The 19,272-nt window shown below is 56.9% G+C and carries 17 protein-coding genes; 9 read left to right on the top strand and 8 right to left on the bottom strand.

What is annotated here, in order from left to right; all coding sequences use genetic code 11:
• Window positions 1-27 precede the first annotated feature (27 nt).
• Window positions 28-339 (bottom strand): DUF3301 domain-containing protein, encoded by a 312-nt coding sequence (locus J122_RS01120; RefSeq protein WP_058091449.1) that lies wholly within the window; start codon window positions 337-339, stop codon window positions 28-30.
• Window positions 340-692: 353 nt separating this feature from the next.
• Between J122_RS01120 and J122_RS01115 the strand changes: the two genes are divergently transcribed.
• The 3 genes from J122_RS01115 (at window position 693) to J122_RS01110 (ending at window position 2,825) form a co-directional block, all read left to right on the top strand.
• Window positions 693-1,586, top strand: a complete 894-nt coding sequence (locus tag J122_RS01115; protein ID WP_061330762.1) for a sensor domain-containing diguanylate cyclase — start codon at window positions 693-695, stop codon at window positions 1,584-1,586.
• Window positions 1,565-1,729, top strand: a complete 165-nt coding sequence (locus tag J122_RS23715; protein ID WP_227510035.1) for an EAL domain-containing protein — start codon at window positions 1,565-1,567, stop codon at window positions 1,727-1,729. Before J122_RS01115 ends, J122_RS23715 begins: the two co-directional genes overlap by 22 nt.
• A 136-nt stretch (window positions 1,730-1,865) precedes the next feature.
• Window positions 1,866-2,825, top strand: coding sequence for an AraC family transcriptional regulator (locus J122_RS01110; protein ID WP_061330761.1), 960 nt, complete (start codon window positions 1,866-1,868; stop codon window positions 2,823-2,825).
• Between the two features lie 58 nt (window positions 2,826-2,883).
• Here the strand turns inward: J122_RS01110 and J122_RS01105 are convergent, their stop codons facing one another.
• Complete coding sequence (locus J122_RS01105) at window positions 2,884-5,979, bottom strand: efflux RND transporter permease subunit (protein WP_061330760.1); 3,096 nt, start codon at window positions 5,977-5,979, stop codon at window positions 2,884-2,886.
• A complete protein-coding gene (locus J122_RS01100) occupies window positions 5,979-7,076 on the bottom strand; it encodes an efflux RND transporter periplasmic adaptor subunit (protein ID WP_061330759.1) in 1,098 nt (365 codons plus the stop codon). The genes J122_RS01105 and J122_RS01100 overlap by 1 nt, the downstream gene beginning before the upstream one ends.
• Window positions 7,077-7,408: 332 nt before the next feature.
• On the opposite strand from J122_RS01100, the gene J122_RS01095 reads away from it, so the two are divergent.
• Entirely contained in the window at window positions 7,409-7,909 is a 501-nt protein-coding gene (locus J122_RS01095) for a DnaJ domain-containing protein (protein WP_061330758.1), read from the top strand.
• Here the strand turns inward: J122_RS01095 and J122_RS01090 are convergent, their stop codons facing one another.
• Window positions 7,910-8,695, bottom strand: a complete 786-nt coding sequence (locus J122_RS01090; RefSeq protein WP_058092600.1) for a secretin N-terminal domain-containing protein — start codon at window positions 8,693-8,695, stop codon at window positions 7,910-7,912.
• Window positions 8,696-9,058: 363 nt separating this feature from the next.
• Here J122_RS01090 and J122_RS01085 point away from each other — a divergent pair, with 363 nt between their 5' ends.
• Window positions 9,059-10,111 (top strand): 3-deoxy-7-phosphoheptulonate synthase, encoded by a 1,053-nt coding sequence (locus tag J122_RS01085; protein ID WP_061330757.1) that lies wholly within the window; start codon window positions 9,059-9,061, stop codon window positions 10,109-10,111.
• Here J122_RS01085 and J122_RS01080 read toward each other — a convergent pair.
• The gene (locus J122_RS01080) at window positions 10,056-10,727 is read right to left on the bottom strand and encodes a LysE family translocator (protein ID WP_082780480.1); all 672 of its coding nucleotides are present in this window, start codon (window positions 10,725-10,727) and stop codon (window positions 10,056-10,058) included. The genes J122_RS01085 and J122_RS01080 overlap by 56 nt on opposite strands.
• 153 nt (window positions 10,728-10,880) lie before the next feature.
• On the opposite strand from J122_RS01080, the gene J122_RS01075 reads away from it, so the two are divergent.
• Window positions 10,881-12,320, top strand: coding sequence for a dihydrolipoyl dehydrogenase (locus J122_RS01075; protein WP_061330756.1), 1,440 nt, complete (start codon window positions 10,881-10,883; stop codon window positions 12,318-12,320).
• A 46-nt stretch (window positions 12,321-12,366) separates the two neighbouring features.
• Here the strand turns inward: J122_RS01075 and J122_RS01070 are convergent, their stop codons facing one another.
• Window positions 12,367-12,633: a DUF2061 domain-containing protein gene (locus tag J122_RS01070; RefSeq protein ID WP_197463799.1), complete on the bottom strand. Its 267-nt coding sequence runs from the start codon at window positions 12,631-12,633 to the stop codon at window positions 12,367-12,369.
• A 224-nt stretch (window positions 12,634-12,857) separates the two neighbouring features.
• Here J122_RS01070 and J122_RS01065 point away from each other — a divergent pair, with 224 nt between their 5' ends.
• The 3 genes from J122_RS01065 (at window position 12,858) to J122_RS01055 (ending at window position 16,624) form a co-directional block, all read left to right on the top strand.
• Window positions 12,858-13,331, top strand: a complete 474-nt coding sequence (locus tag J122_RS01065; protein WP_061330755.1) for a Dps family protein — start codon at window positions 12,858-12,860, stop codon at window positions 13,329-13,331.
• A 164-nt stretch (window positions 13,332-13,495) separates the two neighbouring features.
• Window positions 13,496-15,397: a choice-of-anchor I family protein gene (locus tag J122_RS01060; RefSeq protein ID WP_061330754.1), complete on the top strand. Its 1,902-nt coding sequence runs from the start codon at window positions 13,496-13,498 to the stop codon at window positions 15,395-15,397.
• A 192-nt stretch (window positions 15,398-15,589) separates the two neighbouring features.
• Complete coding sequence (locus J122_RS01055) at window positions 15,590-16,624, top strand: porin (RefSeq protein WP_061330753.1); 1,035 nt, start codon at window positions 15,590-15,592, stop codon at window positions 16,622-16,624.
• A gap of 58 nt (window positions 16,625-16,682) precedes the next feature.
• Here the strand turns inward: J122_RS01055 and J122_RS01050 are convergent, their stop codons facing one another.
• Together J122_RS01050 and J122_RS01045 are read right to left on the bottom strand one after the other, a co-directional pair.
• Window positions 16,683-17,807, bottom strand: a complete 1,125-nt coding sequence (locus J122_RS01050) for an NAD(P)/FAD-dependent oxidoreductase (RefSeq protein ID WP_061330752.1) — start codon at window positions 17,805-17,807, stop codon at window positions 16,683-16,685.
• Window positions 17,807-19,120: an SAM-dependent methyltransferase gene (locus J122_RS01045; RefSeq protein WP_061330751.1), complete on the bottom strand. Its 1,314-nt coding sequence runs from the start codon at window positions 19,118-19,120 to the stop codon at window positions 17,807-17,809. The genes J122_RS01050 and J122_RS01045 overlap by 1 nt, the downstream gene beginning before the upstream one ends.
• Window positions 19,121-19,272: the final 152 nt, after the last annotated feature.

Genomic DNA, 19,272 nt, shown 5'->3' with positions numbered 1-19,272 from the left:
AGGTGAAAGGGTGTACGTGTGCTGGGCTCAGAACCGGTGGGGTTCCAGTTCCATGTGCTCAATCTGTCGGCCGAGCATGATGATGCGCCCGGTATAGCGTTCTTCGCCAGTGGTGGTGAAATCAAACAGGAAGCGGCGCCATACCCGGAGTTTTCCGTTGCGGTCGCGTTTGAACCAGAGTCCGCGCAGGTAAACGGCATCATCCAGTAACAGCACATCCATGGTCTTACAGTAACGGTGTGCGGCCTGTAGCACGAAGTCTTTGATGTCCTTGGCTTTCCACCAGTACCAGATGGCAAAACCGGCGACAAACAGCCAGAAAAGATTTCCGAGGGTCAAGGTGCTGGCGATCCTGAGCTTTTGTGGGTTGGGCTGATTTCACCAGCCGACAGATCGCCAGACTACCCTATTGCGCCGCCTCGGGAAATTACTGTTCGTCGGTAACCGGTTCGTTTCTGCGCATGGGTCGCTCCTGGGATCTTTTTATCGAACTCGCTGGAACACTATCGACCTGTCGCCGTGTGCGGGGTATCCCAATATTGCAAATCGCCAAATACGAGTCACATTTTTCTCCTCCTTTGGTCAAAGGTAGGGCGTTTTTGCAGGATGTGGATAGGTTTGCGACAGTTTAAATCTATGCTGGGTTGAAAGCCTGTCGTTACCGCAGGCTCGGCGTGGAAGGAAACAAGACGATGCAGGCGTTGAGAGAACAGGATTTCAAGGCGTTGGTGGACAACCACCCCAGAGCTATCATGCTGGCTACGCCAGATGCCCGGATTGCCTACGTCAACCTCATGTTCCAGGCGGTGACCGGCTATCTGGCAGAAGAAGTCGTGGGGCAGAAGCCATCGGTGCTGAGCTCCGGGCTGCATTCGCACGAGTTCTATCAGACCATGTGGCGCAGCCTGAATCAGACCGGATGCTGGGAGGGACTGATCTGGAACCGGCGCAAAAATGGCGAGAACTATCCGCAGTGGCTCAATATCTACCCGGTAGACTACCAGGGACAGAGGCTGTTTGCCGGCGTTTTCATGGATGTTGGTGAGCTGACTGCCAGTAACGAGCGTCTGGCGTCTCTGGCTTACTATGATCCGCTCACCGAGCTGCCAAATCGCTCGCTGTTCCAGGAGTTTCTGAAAGCAAGGGTCGGACAACGCAAGGCAGGCAACGGCTGTTTCGCCGTAGTCTACATCGATCTGGATTTCTTCAAAGCAGTCAATGATCTGCATGGCCACGACTGTGGTGATCGAGTGCTTCAGCAGGCGGCGGCCTGCGTGAAGAGTGTGCTTCGAGATGGGGATGTAGTTGCCCGGCTATCCGGAGACGAGTTCGCAGCCATTGTTGAGCTGGAGGATGAGTCTGAGTTACCCGTGGTTTGCCAGCGCATGAGCGGGATATTCCAGGCGCCAATGCTGGTGGAGCACCGGGAGCATTTCCTGTCGGCCTCTGTGGGGGCTGCGGTGTTTCCAAAGCATGGGAAAACGGCTTCGGCTCTGCTGCAAAATGCTGATCGTGCAATGCACGCGGCCAAGCTCTCGGGCCGGATGGTCGCGACTCGCGCATCGTGTCAGCCATTCTGGCCATAGCCGAGGCGCTGGATCTGGAGGTCGTTGCCGAAGGTATTGAAACGGAAGAGCAGCGCCGCAGGCTGCGGGAACTGAACTGCCATCGTGGTCAAGGCTTTCTGTTGGCAAGGCCAACGCCTCTGGCCGACCTGTCATTGGCCTGACTGCTTCTGCAGTTTTGACAACTATCAATAAAAACATAACTTTTGTTCAGCTTTTGCGCATTTTGCAAGATTTGGCTAGGGCTTTGTCCGCAGCTACTTTAAAACGGCAGGCTCATTAATTGCCTTTTTGAGCTATATGCGAACTCTGAATGCCAAACCGGAATTGGAAGCCTACCTGCGATTGAGCGGTGCAGGTTGTGGAGAGTGGCTGGCCGCCATGACAGAACTGCTCGGGTGCCGGGGAATAACCTGTGGCCTGACTCGTCCTCAGGGATTGGTGGGTTCGTTGTCAGCCCTTGATGTAGAGGCTGGTTTGGTCTGTGTACTTGATGTCGCTCAGGATATGCTGCTTGCCGACTGCTGTATGCCTCAGAGGCCTCTGGTAGCCACCATTCACGGGTCGGCGCAGATATCGTCGGAAGGTGGCCCTGGTGTATCCGCCTTTCCGTTGATCATGATTCCCGCTGGCCAAACATTTAGCTTGAGAATCAGTAAGAACAGTCGGCTGGTACTGGTGTATCCGGTGAGTGAGCTGGTTCCAGTATGGCCCCGGCCAGGCCTGGACGTGGCGTTGGCTGGTCATATCCATCGTTTTCTAATGAAGGCGGACTATTTTCAGGATCATCAGGATGCCAGCCGGGAGACACTCGCTCTGTTTGAACGCCTGGAACGGCAACTGGCAACGGGCAGGGTAGAACTGCCCGAAGAGCTGCCAGTACTGGACCGGAGGCTGGCGAGGGTGATTGAGAAAATTCGTAGCGAACGGGACTGGGATTTTGATCTGCAGGAGCTGGCCAACCATTCCGGGGCCAGCGAACGTAACCTGTATTACCTGATGAAGCGGGAAACCGGCATGACCCCTTATCGCTTCTATCAGCGCTGTCGTCTGATACGCGTGCGTAAACGCCTGGTGGATTGCCAGTGCGACGTGCCACACATCTCCTGGTATGCCGCTGACGAGGGCTTTACCCATCTGGGCCGCTTCGCCGCGCTGTATCGGGAACACTTCGGCGAGCTACCCAGTGAAACTGTGCAGTGGCGACGGCGGCTGCTGGTTGAGCCAGTGATGGAACCCGCCGACTTTGCCATGACCTGACGCCACATAGCCCGCAGCGGATGACCGGTGCGGGCTATGTGTTAACATCAGTCAGCGTTTAATGGCTGCTGGATGTGGTCGGAGCCCCGTCGTTGTTGTCAGCTTCCGTATACTCATCGGCCGCAGTTCCATGATGGTCTCGCGCCAGCAGAATGTAGAAGGCCGGCAGTACGAATACGGTAAACAACGTGCCGATACCCAGTCCTGCACTGATGGTCAGGCCAATCGCAAACCGACTCTCGGCCCCCGGGCCCACCGCAATCAGCAGCGGCACCATGGCGAAGATCAGTGCCAGGGAGGTCATGATGATCGGGCGCAGACGAATGGCCGCAGCCTCAATCACCGCATCCACCTTGTTCAGGCCTTTCTCTTTCTGCAGCAGGTTGGCGAACTCCACGATCAGGATGCCGTTCTTCGACACCACACCAATCAAGGTAATCAGGCCCACCTGGGTGTAGATGTTCATGGAGGCAAAGCCGAGCACGATAAACGCCATGGCACCGGCGACGGACATGGGCACCGACACCAGGATGATGAACGGATCGCGCCAGCTTTCGAACTGTGCCGCCAGTACCAGGTAGATAACCAGCAACGACAGGAAGAAGGTTACCATCAGAGCGCTGCCCTGGGTGGCCAGCTGCCTCGACTCGCCGGTATAGTCAAAGCTGAAGCCTTGCGGGAATACCTCGGCTGCGGCCTGTTCCATAAAGTCCATGGCGGAGCCAGCCGCCACGCCGGGCATGATAACGCCCTCGAGAGTCAGCGAGTTCAACTGGTTGAACTGGGTCCGGTTGGAAGGCTCCACCTCTTCACTGAAGCTGACCACACTGGATAGGGGCACCAGTTGGCCATTGCCGGCGCGGATGTAATAGTCGTCCAGTGCTTCACGGCTGGCACGGAAGTCATTACCCACCTGCGGAATCACCTGATAGGAGCGGCCTTCCATATTGAAGCGGTTGATGTATCCGCCGCTGAGCATACTGGCGAGCGACTGGCCGACATCACGCATGGACAGGCCCAGGTCTGCCACCCGGTCCCGGTCTACGTTGATGCGGGTAACGGGCTTGTCGAAGTTGATGGACTTCTGCAGGAACATGAAGTTGCCACTTTGCATGGCTTTGCCAAGAAGCTCGTCGGCGACTTCATTCAACTGTTCGTAGGTGCCTCCGGTGGTCACTACAAACTGGAACGGCAGGCCGCCACCCGAACCAGGCAGGGCCGGTAACGGGAACACCGCCGTCTGCAATCCGGTTACTTTTTTGAGTTCGGAATCCAGCAGGGGCTGTACCTCGAACTGGCTGATCTCCCGCTCACTCCACGGTGCCAGCTTGAAACCACCAAACACGGCGTTCGGGCTGGTGATACCAAGAATCATGAAATCCTCGTTGTAGCCGGGCACGCCGGACATCCGCTCCTGAACCTCCTGGCCATGATCAAACAGATACTCCAGCGTCGAGGTCTGCGGCCCCAGCCCCTGGTAAAACAGAATGCCCTGGTCCTCGGTGGGTGCCAGCTCATTCTGGCTCATCATCACCATAAAATAGATAGAACCCAATACCACGACGGCGAAGAACACCACCACCGACTTGGTCTGCATCAACGAGGTAAGAGCAGCTTTGTAGGCATTGGCGAGGCCATTGAAGGTTTTTTCAACCAGCACCTCGAAGCGCCCGGGATTGCCATGGGGTTTCAGCACCTTGCCGGAGAGCATGGGTGAGAGTGTCAGGGCAACAATGCCGGAGATCACAACCGTACCCGCCAGGGTGAAGGCAAACTCAGTAAACAGCGAGCCCACCAGGCCGCCCATAAACCCGATTGGCGCATACACCGCCACCAGCGTGGTGGTCATGGCAATGATGGGTGTGGCCATTTCACGGGCGCCATTGAGGGCAGCGTCAAACCGTGATTCGCCCTGCTCAATGTGTCGGTGCACGTTCTCCACCATGATAATGGCATCGTCCACCACCAGACCGATGGCAAGCACCATGGAGAGCAGGGTCAGCAGGTTCAGGGAGAAACCGAAGATCAGCATGATAAACGCGCCGCCAATCAGCGACAGCGGCACTGCCACAGACGGCACGATGGCCGCTCGAATCGAGCCGAGGCAAAGGAACACCACCACCAGGACAATCAGCATGGCTTCCAGCAGGGTACGGATGACTTCGTTGATGGAATCTTCAATGAAGTCGGAGGCATCGTAGGCCAGGCGCACATTCAGGCCGCTGGGTAGCTGGCTTTCGATGTCCGGTAACTCGTCTTTCACCAGGCCGGCGACGGTCAGCGGGTTGGCCCCCGGCGCCAGTTCGATGGCGACATAGGTTGCGGGCTCGCCCTTATAAAGCGCCAGCTGATTGTAGGTTTGAGAGCCAAGCTCCACCTCGGCAATGTCCCGCAACCGAATCAGGGTGCCGTTTTGCTGCTTGACCACCAGGTTACGGAAGGCTTCCGGATCGGCAATGTCGGTATCACTGGTCAGGGCAATCTCGGTGTACTGGCCCCGGGTAGTGCCGACAGCGGCCTGATAGTTGTTGGCTCGCAGCTTGTCTGCCACTTCGACCGGAGTCAGATCCACCGCGGCCAGCCGCTCCGGGTCCAGCCACACTCGCAGGGCGAAAGTACGCCCCAGCAGCTGGGCCTTGCCAACGCCAGACAGCGCCTGCAGCTTGGGCTGAACCACGCGGGTCAGGTAATCGGTAATCTGGGGGACTTCCAGCTCGGTACTGTAGAAAGCAATATACATCAGGGCCGTGTCGTCACCGGTGGTGGAGGTGATCACCGGGTCTTCTGCATCGCCGGGCAGCACGTTGCGCTGGCTGGCAACCTTGGCCTGAATTTCAGCGAGGGCGTCGTTGGCATCGTAATTCAGAACCATCTTGGCCTGAATCGTTGACACGCCCTGGGAACTGGTAGAGGTCAGATAGTCGATGCCGCTGGCCTCAGCAATGGCCTGTTGCAGGGGCGTGGTGATAAAGCCCTTGATCAGGTCAGAACTGGCCCCAGGGTAAGCGGTTGTGACCGTTACCGTGGTGCTTTCCAGTTTCGGGTACTGGCGGACTTCCATTTCCATGGCTGCCCGGGCACCGATCAGCAGAATCAGCAGGCTGACCACGGTGGCCAGCACCGGCCGGTGGACAAAAATGTCGGTGAATTTCATTACTCAGACGCCTCCTGCCCGGACTCGTCCTGGATTTCTACCCGCTGGCCTGCCCGCAACCGCAGCAGACCCTTCGAGACCACGGTCTCGCCGGGTTCAAGGCCTGAAAGAACTGCAGCCCGTTCGTTCCGGACCTCGCCCGTGGTGACGGTACGGCGCTCAACGACCAGTTCGCCGTCATCATTCTCCTTCACGGCGAACACAAAGTTGCCGTAAGTGTTATAGGAGATGGCGGTCCTGGGGACCGTGACCACTTCGTTGTCCCTGGGCTGGCCTGTTTGAATCGTTGCGAACATTCCCGGGCGCAATTTGCCATCTTCGTTGTTGAGGGTGGCGCGGATGCGAACCGTACGAGTCTCCGGGTTGACCGATGTGTTGATGGCACTGACTTCACCACTGAATGCCTCATCCGGCACCGCGGCCACCGTGACCGTTACCGGGTAACCCCGGTCAACCTCAGGCAGGTACTTCTCGGACAGCGTGTAATCCACGTAGATCGGGTTCAGCATATTGATCTCGACAATCGGCGTACCTGTAGGGATGTACTGACCCTGGTCGACCATGCGGATACCGAGGGTGCCGTCAAACGGTGCCCGGATCACCTTTTTGCCCAGTTGTGCCTCGGCTTCGTTTACCCGCGCCCTTGCGGCGTCGTAGTTGGCTTTGGCCTCATCGAACTGTGATTGTGATACCGCGCGTTTGGGCAGCAGATCAGAAACCCGCTTGAACTCCTGCCCAGCCAGTTGGGCTTCTGCCCGGCGGGTACGTAGCGCCGCCTCGTCGATGGCGGCATCCAGGCGAATCAGTACGTCACCTTTCTGCACGGTATCGCCGGATTCAAAGTTAATGGACTCAATGACCCCCGGCACCTCGTTGGCCACCTCGATACCGTTAATGGCGTTCACACTGCCCACGGCCTTGATACTCGGCTGCCAGTTTTCCGTGGTGGCGTCGGTCACGGAAATGATGGCTGGGGGCTGTGGCTGGGAGAACATCTCCTGCATCTGGCCGAATTCATAGAACTTGTAACCGAAGATGCCGCCGAGGACGACACCCAGAAAAATGATGACGATGACAAAACGGGATGCGGTACGCATAGGTCTGTTCCTGGGCTAGGTTTCTTTAAACGGATAACGTCGCCGGGATGGGAAGGCTGACAGCTTTCCTTGCGCATCAGGGGGCGGCGACAGGCGGACGCTTGTTGAGAATGCGTCGGCTTAACGATAACCAATAGGATGCTACAAAAAGCACTTCGGTTTGTCACCAGTTTGCCTCTAAATCTCAGTATATCTACTGCTATGAAACTACGATGACGCCGTCTGGCCGGATCTTGTGCTTTACGGATGTAAAATCGCAGTTTCGCATACATAATGGCACGGGAGTGTATCTGTTATGCTCCTGTCACGATGTGAACGGGTGAGAGGATGTAATGCAGCTAATTCTCGGCCTGGCCCTGGCGGCCGCCGTGTTTGTCATCTTGAAAAAATGGGGTGCCCTGTCACCGGAAGGCCAGAAAGCCGCCATCTGGAAAGCGGTTCTGGTGGTGGGCGGCGCCCTGTTGTTGTTTATGGTGCTGACCGGGCGGGTCCATGTGTTGACGGCAGCGGTTGCCGCGATCATTCCGTTGCTGCGCAAGCTGCCGGCGCTGTTGAAGTTTGCCCCCCTGGTTCGCCGGGCGATGGGTGATAACGAAGGGCCAGCTCCGGGTGGAGCGTCAGGTGCCCGAGCCAATGTGGCGACTCAGGGCCCGATGACCGAACAGGAAGCTTGTGACATCCTCGGTTTAAAGCCCGGCTGCAGCCGGGAGGAAGTGACCGCGGCCCACCGGCGGCTGATGCTCAAGGTACACCCGGACCGGGGTGGTAACGATTACCTGGCGGCCAAGCTCAACGAGGCCCGGGACCTGCTGCTCGGTAAACGGGCAGCGTAATCAGGGCAGAATGTCCACTTTCACGTCCACCGACTGGTTTTCAGAGCGGTTGCCGGTTACCCGGTAAGTAATGCCATCCTGACGATGATTCTGGGACGTGCTGGTGCCACCCAGGGACACCCACTGACCGGGTTCAACCCGTCGAATGGTCATCAAGGCTTCGGTTTCATAGCCCTGGATACTGGCCGGATCTTCCTCAAACGAGACGATATTCAGCTCTACCGTCTGGTCGGATATGGCCTGGGGTGTCACGATAAAGCCGCTGCGGGTTTCTACCTGTTCGAGTATCGCCGCCGGGTTGCGCCCGCCCTGGACCGCAAACGGTATGGTGCGCACATTGCCGGAGGTGATGTGGGCGGACTGGCCATCCTGGACCACCAGTTGCCGTTCAGTGCTGGAATTGGTGCTTATGGTGCGGCGTTCGACATTGGCGCCGGCCCGGTTGTCGGAAATCGTCACGCCACCGCCGGACTGCTTGCCGCCGATGTCCTGCCGGTAGCGAACGCTGATACGCATCTGCACGGGTGGTACGTCGATGGAGTCAATCAACATGCCAATCTCATCCAGCAATCCCGGCTCACCACGAACCACCAGTTGCTGTCCCCGGGCGGAGACTGAGACGGGAGCCTGCTGATAGAGTTCTTTAATCTGGTTGGCAACGTCAGCAGAGGTGCGGTTGTTGAGCTGGTAAACGCGAGACTCCTGGGCGAGGGCAAGGGTTGAAAACAGGGCAAACACCAGTGCCAACAGGCTGGTTGTGATGGAGTGGGTCGTGCGTTCAGTCATCGGGGCCTCCGGAGCCGTTACACATACCCGCCAAAAATATTCCGGATTGCGGGTTGCCAATCTGAAAACCGCGGGGTTATAGTGAAAAGCATGAAGACCACACACGCAGCCTGTCAATTGAATGTTTTGAAAGCTTTCGGTGAGAAACTGAAGGCCGCAGGTTCTGCTGTGTATTTTTGGTGGTTTGGTTATGGCTTTTATTTTAGCCAGAGCCCGGGCCGCCCGTAAGATCTTCATCGACCGAATTTAACGAGGAAGGCAGCCCGGCAAGCAACCCAGGCTGCCACCGGACTCAAAAAAGCCCCGACTGGTAGCCCAGCCGGGGCTTTTTTGATTCTGACACAGGGAAACGGGAACACAGACATGAACATGCCGCTGAAATCCGAAACGCTGGGCGAGCAAATCGCAAGTGCCTGCCAGCACCGACAGGAAGCCACACTGCCCACCGCGGGCGAGTTGCGCCAGCAGTTTCCTGCCGGTGAGCACCTGGTTCGGGCCATCGCCAGTTACCGTGAGCAGATCCGCGCCGTACTGCACGGTCAGGACGACCGAACCCTGATTGTGATGGGTCCGTGTTCGATTCACGATGAACAGGCCGCCCTGGATTACGCTACCCGTCTGAAAACCCTGACGGACGAGGTGAGTGATCGCTTCCTGATAGTAATGCGCGCCTACCTGGAAAAACCACGCACCACGGTGGGTTGGAAAGGCCTTTTATACGATCCCGAGCGCACCGGCCAGGGCGACCTGAAGCAGGGCCTGGAACGTTCCCGCAAGCTGTTGCTGGCGCTCTCTGAGCTGGGTTTGCCGCTGGCGACGGAAGCCCTGAGCCCGTTCATGATGGATTACCTGGGTGACCTGGTGAGCTGGACCGCCATCGGTGCCCGCACCACCGAATCCCAGATCCACCGGGAAATGGTCAGCGGCCTGCCCATGCCCACCGGCTTCAAGAACGGTACCGATGGCGGCATTACCGTGGCCAGCCATGCCATGAAGTCTGCCTCGCACCCACACCACCATATGGGTATTTCCCATAACGGCGCGCCGGTGATGATCTCTACCTCCGGTAACCCGGACACCCACCTGGTGCTCCGCGGTGGCCGGGGCGTGACCAATTACGATGAGTTGAGCATCGCTAAGGCGGTGGCGGAACTGGAGAAAGCCGGCTTGTCGACGGCAGTGATGGTGGACTGCAGCCACGACAACGCCTGCAAACAGGCTGAGCGGCAAGTGGATATCGCCCGGGAGGTGATGGCCCAGAAGCGCAGCGGCAACCGGCACATCAAGGGGCTGATGCTGGAGAGCTTCCTGGAATTCGGCAGGCAGGATGACGGTGAAGAGCTGATCTACGGCTGCTCGATTACCGATCCGTGCCTGGGCTGGGAGCAGACGGAGGCTCTGATCCGCTCACTGTAGACAGCAACAGCTGCCCAGCCAGCAGCACCAGGATGCCCCCCATGGCCCGGTCGAGCCAGTGTCCGAACCGGTTGAAACCCCGGCGGACACGGGGGTGGGTAAAGAATATCGCGACCAGGGCAAACCAGAGGCCGGTGGCGAAAGCCATATAAAGGCCGTAGCCCGCCTGCAGCAGCACCGGGGTGCCGGGGTTAATGATGACCGAGAATAGAGATACGAAAAACAATGTGGCCTTGGGGTTCAGCACGTTGGTCAGGAAGCCGAGCCGGAACGCCGCCCAGCCGGTTTGCTCGTTGCTACCCCTGGCATCCACATGAATGCCGCCGGGTTTTGCTCGCAGGCAATGCCAGGCAATCCACAACAGGTACAGGGCACCCACCACCTTCAGTACGGTGAACAGCATCACCGACTGCTGAATAATGAAACCAATGCCCAACAACGAATAACCCACATGCAGCAAGATACCAATGCCAATGCCGGTTGCGCTCAGCAAGGCATTACGTCGGGACTGGGTGAGCGCCTGGCGCAAAACGATCGCGAAATCCGGGCCCGGGCTTGCCACCGCAAGTAAGTGAACCAGTGCCACCGTCATAAATTCCAGCCAGTAATTCTGCACCTGAGATCTCCGGGTATAGTCATTGCGAGACGAACGTACTGAAGGTAAACCTGCACACTGCTGAGGATTTTTTGCCAGCTTCACCTGTCAGGCAATGATAAGGTTTCTATACTTTCAGTTTAACTGCCGAATTCTAGCTTACCGGGAGGCAAAATGAACAAGCGTGAAGTGGATGTGGCCATTATCGGTGCCGGGACTGCCGGCATGGTGGCATACCAGCGGGTTCGTAAAGCCACCGACAATGTGGTTTTGATCGAGGGAGAACGGTACGGCACCACCTGCGCGCGGGTGGGCTGCATGCCCAGCAAACTGTTGATTGCCGCTGCTGAAAGAGCCCACGACCTGAAAACCGCCGATGAGTTCGGTGTGCTGGCGGGTGATGTACGGATTGATGGCCGGCTGGTGATGGAGCGGGTGCGGGCAGAGCGGGACAAGTTTGTGGCACCGGTGGTTCGGTCCATGGAAAAACTGCCGGAGGAACACCGATTGATGGGCCATGCCCGGTTTGTCGACAGCCACCGGCTGGTGGTTGGCGAGCATACCGAGGTGCACGCCGATCGCATCATCATTGCCACCGGCTCCCGACCTAACGTGCCGGGCATCCTGAAAGAAGCCAAGGACCGGTTAATCGTTAACGACGATGTGTTTGACTGGCAGGACCTGCCGGAATCTGTAGCGGTATTCGGCCCTGGTGTCATCGGCCTGGAATTGGGCCAGGCACTGAGCCGGCTGGGCGTGCGGGTTCGGCTGTTTGGGGTCAGCGGTGGTATTGGCGGCCTGCGGGACGAGAAAATCCGTGACTATGCGAAGGGCGTGTTTGGTGAAGAACTGGCATTGAGCCTGAAGGCGGAGACTCGTCGGGTCGAGCGCACGGGTGAAGGCGTTCACATCACCTGGCTTGAGAATGGCGAGGAGCATCAGGAAACCTTTGGCTACCTGCTGGCGGCCACAGGCCGTCGCCCCAATGTGGATAACCTGGATATCCAGAATGCCGGCATTGAGCTGGACGACCGGGGCATGCCGGAGTTTGATCCCTTCACACTGCGCTGTGGCGACAGCCATATTTTTATTGCCGGTGATGTGAATAACCACCGGCCCTTACTGCATGAGGCGGCAGATGAAGGCCGTATCGCCGGGGATAACGCCGCTGCCTGGCCCGATGTACGCACCGGCTTGCGCAAGACGCCGTTGGCCGTGGTGTTCTCTGACCCACAGATTGCCTCGGTCGGGCTGACCATTCATCAGGTGGACGAGAAGTGTCAGAGTTGCTTTGCAATCGGGGAGGTCAGCTTTGAGGACCAGGGCCGTAGCAAAGTGATTGGCAGGAATCGCGGTTTGCTGCGTGTGTATGGTGAGCATGGCAGCGGCTTGTTCATGGGCGCGGAAATGTTCGGGCCGGCGGCGGAACACATTGCCCACCTGTTGGCCTGGTGTGCCCAGAAGCGAATGACCGTCAGTGAAATGCTGGAAATGCCTTTCTACCACCCGGTGATTGAAGAAGGGTTGAGGACCGCCCTGAAAAACCTCAACAGAAACCTCAGGCTGGGGCCGGAACCCGCTGAGGGTTGTATGGATTGCGGGCCTGGTGTCTGAGCTGGCCCGCTTCTGTTATATCCGTAATTGATCTGAATCAGCCGTTTCAGGGCGTGTTGTGCCGTACGATCAAGGGCCTGGCGGTTGCATTTCGCTGATACCGTGCCCATATCTTCTCATGGAAGAAGTAGGCAACGGTGTTGATGGTCGGCTCAACCATGGCGATCAGGCTGCCGATCAGAATGTCGCCGGTCAGCAGATAGGCTACGGAGAACGCCACCACGAAGTGCGTGATTGCAAAGGTGATGGTTTTTAACAGTGACTGGTCACCGTTGGCACTGTGGTTGTGAACGAACAGTTTCAGTGCGCTCATGATCAACTCCGTTTTCGTAGGGCCTGTGGGTGTATTGAAGACCAAACGAGAATTATTTCCAAATAGATCTTATGATTATCGTCGATAGCATTGGCCTATGGGTTTTTGGTTTTTGATATAATCTTATGCTATCGCAAGTATTGAAGAACTAAACTTCAGCTATAGCCGACGACTGAGTAGAGTGGTTGGCAGATAAACCCAAAACGCGAATCAGGAGGTTCAATATGGGTAAGAACTTTATTGGTCTGGACACGGAAAAGACCCAGAAACTGGCAGACTCGCTTAATGAGTTGCTGTCCAACTACCAGATTTTTTACATGAACGTTCGTGGCTATCACTGGAACATCAAGGGCGACAATTTCTTTGAGCTGCACGCCAAGTTTGAAGAACTGTATGATGACCTGTTGCTGAAGATTGATGAGATCGCCGAGCGTGTTCTGACCTTGGGCCACCGCCCGGCGCACGCTTACAGCACCTACATCGAGAAGTCCGATGTGCCCGAGCGTAAGGATGTGTCTGATGGCAAAGAAGCCGTGGGCAACATCGTAGAGAGCTTCGGTAAATTGATCGCCAAGCAGCGTGATCTGCTGAATCTGGCCGGCGAGGCTCAAGACGAAGGCACCGTTGCCCTGATGAGTGATTATATCTCCCAGCAGGAAAAATCGGTGTGGATGTACCGGAGTTACCTTGGTCAGTAGATCGTCATAATACGTCCGTAAGGGCACGTGGTGGTATCAGGCCGCCATGTGCCTTTCATCAATATGTCATTGTCCTGTCTTGTTTCCTTCCCGATCCTGTAACAGCGGTGAAATAGGTTTCTTTGCTACCGAGTTAGTTTTCTAACAAAGCAAAGGAGCGTTCCGTGCAAAACCCAAAAAACATTTTCAAACCATCACTGCTGGCTATCAGTATCACGGCTACCTTGCTGAGCGGCTGCCTGTCATCCGATAACGACAATACCCCGCTAGTAGAGGCACCCCCTGCAGTCACCGGCCTGACTCTCGAATTCGTAGGGCGATATAGCTCCGGTGTATTTGGTGAAAGCGCTGCAGAAATCACCGGGTATGACGCCGACAGCCGCAGAGCGTTTGTCGTGAACGCCCAGGAAGGGTCATTGAACGTGTTGGATATGAGTGATCCATCAACACCAACGCTGATTGATACCCTGACGGTTGGTGACATTGCTGATGATGCGGTTGTTAACAGTGTCGCGGTCCGTAACGGACTCGTTGCCGTCGCGATCGAGTCTTCACCGAAGACTGAACCGGGATTCGCTGCCATATACGATGCTGCGACACTGTCCCTGCGCGGCTTTGCAGAGGTTGGTGCTCAGCCGGATATGCTGACGTTCACTCCTGATGGCAAATACCTTCTGGTAGCCAATGAGGGCGAGCCTAGTGACGACTACCAGATTGATCCGGAAGGCTCTGTTTCAGTCATTGATGTGACTGACCCTGACAACCTGCAGGTCAGGACGGCAGACTTTACCGCCTTCAAGAGTCAGAGAGCGCAGCTGGTGGCGGATGGTGTTCGGGTATTCGGGCCGGGTGCCAGTGTTGCCCAGGATATGGAGCCGGAGTACATCACCGTGAGCGCCGACAGCACCACTGCATGGGTGGCGTTGCAGGAGAACAACGCACTCGCGAAAGTGGACATCGCCTCGGCCACCATCACTGAGATCCTGCCGCTGGGCTACAAGGATCATGGTGCTGAAGGTCAGGGTCTGGATGCCAGCGATAGCAACAATGCCATCGACATCAAACCCTGGCCGGGGATTCTCGGTATGTACCATCCGGATGCCATCGCCAGCTTCAGTAACAACGGCGAGACATACATCCTGACCGCCAACGAGGGCGATGCCCGAGCCTGGGGTGAGGATAACCCAGCCTATTGGGGGCCTGAAGATTCGGAAGACCCTGCCTTTGGTGGTGATGCCAATCAGGGCTTTGTCGAGGAAATACGATTCAAGCACTTGTTCCACAAGAACGGTTTTGAGCGCCGCCTGGGTGATGACATGCCGCCACAGCTCTATGCCCTGGCCAAAGGCGCACTGTTGAATCCCGAGGTGTTCGACTACTGCGGAGCCAGTGCCGGTGAGCCGGGCGGCTGCCGGGAAGATGAACAGTTGGGCCGCCTCACGGTGACCTGGACCATGGGCTACCGTACCGATGAAAACGGCGACCCTGTGATGTTCAACACCTCCGGTGTTGAGGATCCTGCCGGTGACCGACTGATGTATGACGCGGTTTACGCGTTCGGTGGCCGCTCCATGGCGATCTGGTCGGCTGATGGTGATCTGGTGTGGGATTCCGGCGACATGGTTGAGCAGTATCTGGCCAGTGATGCCTGCCTTGCCGGGTCGCAGCGAGATATCCCCTGTGCTGAGTTCTTCAACTCGAACCACAGTGCCGGTGATTCGTTCCTGAACCGTTCGGATAACAAGGGGCCAGAGCCGGAAGCGGTAACAGCGGCCACCTTTGGTGATCGCACGTTCGCCTTCCTCGGTCTTGAGCGTATGGGTGGTGTCATGGTGTTTGACATCACCAATCCGCAGTCGCCGTCGATTGTGGACTACCTCAACACCCGAGAGGAATGGGTGTTGGACCCGGAAACCAACCTGGCTATCGCCGGTGACCTGGGGATTGAGGACATCACTGTGATACCCGCGAACCAGTCACCAAATGGCGACGTGCTCTTGCTTACCGGTAATGAAGTGAGTGGCACAACTGCTGTGTATAAGGTGGTCCTGCAATACGCCGAGTAATCCGCCAAAGCAGTCTGTTAAAACAACCCCGCCGTGAGGCGGGGTTTGTCTTTGTGCATCGCAACCCTTTGCTGAAAGTCAGGTTTCACACAACTGACATATATAGTTAACAAATCGTTCATAAACCATCGCCATAGTGACATCACGAAATTCAACACCGATCAAGAATGATCACTGATGGAGAAGAACGTAATGAAAAAGCAATTGCTGGCACTGGCTATCGGTTCCATGGTTGTCGCGCCGTCTGTGGCGATGGCTGACAAGGGCCCGACTGTTTACGGTAAAGTGAACGTTTCCTATGAAAATCAGGATCGCGATCGCGCCTCTTTCTCTAACGATGCTTGGCGTTTGCAGAGCAACGCTTCCCGTCTTGGCGTAAAAGGTGAACTGGACCTGAACATTGAAGACGTGGTTGCTGTTTACCAGGCGGAATACCAGATCAACGTTGATGATGGCGGAACACCTTTCAGCCAGCGCAACATTTTTGGTGGTTTCAAACACGCCAACGCAGGCACACTGATTGCCGGTAACTTTGATACCCCGCTCAAGCGTGCCGAGATGAGCGTTGATCAGTTCAACGATACCCCGGGCGACATCGATTTCCTGATGACCGGCCAGCTGCGTGCAACCAACATCATTCAGTACAGCACCCCGAAACTGGCAGACATGCTGACCCTGAACGTTGCGTTTATTCCGGGCGAAGAGTTTGATGACGTTGCTAACCCGGATGCCAATGACGGCCCAGCAGATGCGATTTCCGCCTCACTGACGTTCCAGAAAGACATCTTCTACGGTGCGATTGCCTACGATTCTGAAACGACTACTCGTACCCGTGGTAGCAGCACTCCCCGCCGCTTTGTGGATTCTGACGGCGGTGCACAGGATCCGCAGAACGATATCTTTCGTTTTGTGGCGGGCGTAAACACCAGCGCATTTGAAGCCGGTTTCCTCTACCAGTTGGCTGAAGGCGCCAACAACAACATGGAAGACACCAGCTACCTGGTTAGCGGTGCGTTTAAAACCGGCAATCTGAAGCTGAAGGCCCAGTATGGTCTGACCGAGGGTGATCTGACAGACGAAGAGCGCAGCTTGTGGGCGCTGGGTGCTGATTACAAGGTTGGCAAAAACAGCAAGGTGTATGCGTTCCTGACCGAGGTAGAGGAAGACCTGAGCGAAGACAAAGACACTACCTTTGGTATCGGTTTCGATCACAAGTTCTCCATGTAATACCTCTTTCATGTAGCGTCACTTCGCCGGGCCCCGCAAGGGCCCGGCTTTTTGCGTTTCAGCCGACGGCTTTCAGGGTAGGCACATCCTGATGCAGGAACCATTTCTCAGTCACTACCTTTCGGGTAAACCAGTGCGAGCGCATTAACGTGCTGGCGAGGGGCTGTTTCAGCCATTCAGGCAGTTCCCAGCCGGGGTCCTGCTCGCTGGCACGGTTGCCAAAGCGTTCCGCAATGCGCTCACCGTAGCGCTGTAGCGCAGCCCCGGAAAAGTCGGGCGCGTGAAGAATCACGTCGGCCGCCATCAAGGCGGATTCGATGGCAGGGCGGATGCCCTCACCGCTCTGGGTGTAAGCCAGGCCCGCTGCATCTCCGATCAGTAATACGCCGTCGTCTACCAGGGGCCGGTCGGCATGGGCGTACAACAGATAGGCATGACCCTTGAACCGGCCTGGCATGTCCGCAGGGATTCGCCCTTCCTGCTTCATATCATCCACAAATGCTTCCAGGTGATCCGTTAGCCTGTGGTTGTCTTCCCGCCCCAGGCCAATGTTGAGGAAGTTGCCTTTACGGAATACCCAGGCATAACCCTTGAGATCCCTGCAGAACCAGAGCTCCGGGGTATCCCCCCGGGCTTCACAGGCATCGGCCTGTTCCGGTGTCATCTCAAACTCCACTTCCTTGGCGGCCACCACCGTTTCGTGCTTGCCCGGGCCATTGCCCAGCAGTTTGGCGACCGGGCAGAAGTGTCCCCCGGCGCCGATCAGAAGTGGGGCCTGCCACTGCTCGTTGATCACCCAGTTGCCATTGTTCCGGACGATGGATTTGACCGGTGTCGCCAGTTGTTTCGGAGCGTTCACACGGTCGAGCAGAAAAGCGTCGAATTCACAGCGGCGTATGCCATAACTAACAATGCTATGGTGGTCATTCTCGACGGCAGGCTGCCCCATCATGCCGATGCGGAAACGACGAATGGGCTGAAGGGTTCGGCCATTGGCGTAATCCGTTGGGTCGATTTCAAGGCTTTCCATAACGGCAGGCGTTACCCAGCCGGCGCAGGTTTTGTCCCGGGGGAACCTGGCTTTGTCGATGACCAGCACATTCTTCCCGGCCTCCTCCAAACTGCGTGCCAGGGTGGAACCGGCGGGGCCGGCACCTACGATAATCGCGTCGTAGTATTCCATCAACTGCCCTCCGGTGTTGCTAGGAAGGCATACAGGTCCTGCCGGCTCTGGGGCAACTGATTGTTATCACCGTGGGTGAACACCACCTGGAACAGCTGCAGCGAACCGGCCCGGAATGCCGCAATAGATCCGGCCAGGTACAGTCGCCAGGCCCGGGTGAAGTGTTCGTCGTACATCTCGGTAACGCGCTCGGCATTGGCCTCGAAGCGCTCCGTCCAGTGGCTCAGGGTCTGGGCATAGTGCAGCCGCAGGTTCTCCACATCCAGCACCGAGAAGTCGCTGTGCTCACAGATTTCCATAAACTCGCCGATACTGGGAGGGTAGGCGCCGGGAAAGATCCGCTTCTCTATCCAGGCATTCATTAGCATGGGCCGGTTGCGCCCGATGCTGTGGAGCAGAGCTATGCCGTTGGGTTTCAGGCTGCGCTTGATCAGCTCCGACAGGGCTCGGTAGTTTTCCTTGCCAACGTGCTCCAGCATGCCAACAGAGACGAATGCGTCATACTGGCCGGTGATGTTGCGGTAGTCGTCCTCCACATAGGTAATAAGACCATCGAGCCCCTGGCGTTCAGATTCGGCCTGGGCGTATGCCAGTTGCTCACGGGATATGTTGTAGGAGTGAACTTTCACGCCGTAGTTGCGGGCCATGTAACGGGCCAGGCCGCCCCAGCCACAGCCGGCTTCCACCACCGTCATGCCTGGCTTCAGGCGAAGCTTCCGGCACACATGCTCCAGTTTGGCCAGTTGTGCCTGCTCCAGTGTGTTACCGGGGTGCTCGTAATAGGCACAGGTGTACTGCATTTCTGCGTTGTCCAGCCAGAGTTGGTAAAACTCGTTGCCCAGGTCGTAGTGGTGGTGAATGTTTTCCTTGGCTTCGGAAATGCCGGTTGCTCTGGGGTTGTGATTCTTCCAAAGCGCATCCAGCCATTTTGGCCATTTCTGTCGGGCGGCGTGGACTGATCGGTAAAGGCTTTCCATCAGATCAGGCAGGTCGCCATCGATCTCCAGGCGGCCAGCGCTGTACAGATCGCCGAAGGCGAGGTTGGGGTTGGCAACGAGGGAGTAGAGTGCCTTGTGATCCTTCAGGTGCAGGGTGAAGCGGGCGGGCCCTTGTTCTGGCTCGATGACCTCGCCATTCCATAGCTGGAAGCGTATGGCGGGTGAGCCGGCCATTCGCATCAACTTGGCGATCAGCCAGCGTTCATAGCTGTGTGGTTCGCGATCAGCCTGACTGTTTTCCAATGGCAGGCTAAGAACATGTGCTTTGGTGTTGCTGTCAGAATAGTCCGTCTTTGGAGCTGTACCCTGTGCCATGAAACTTCTCTCCCTTCGCGTTCATTCTCCGGCGTTTTCCCGAATGCATCACTGAGAGTCGCGTTTCTGACTTAGTATAGAAAATGATCAGGGTTTGTCAGGTTTGGGGGCAAAAAGGACAGGAGGCAGGGGCGGGTTGCATACCCGACCCT

The organism is Marinobacter excellens LAMA 842 (assembly GCF_001574445.1).
Taxonomy (GTDB): domain Bacteria; phylum Pseudomonadota; class Gammaproteobacteria; order Pseudomonadales; family Oleiphilaceae; genus Marinobacter; species Marinobacter shengliensis.
Note: the sequence above shows the minus strand (reverse complement) of the source record. Positions and strands in the feature narration are given on the sequence as shown.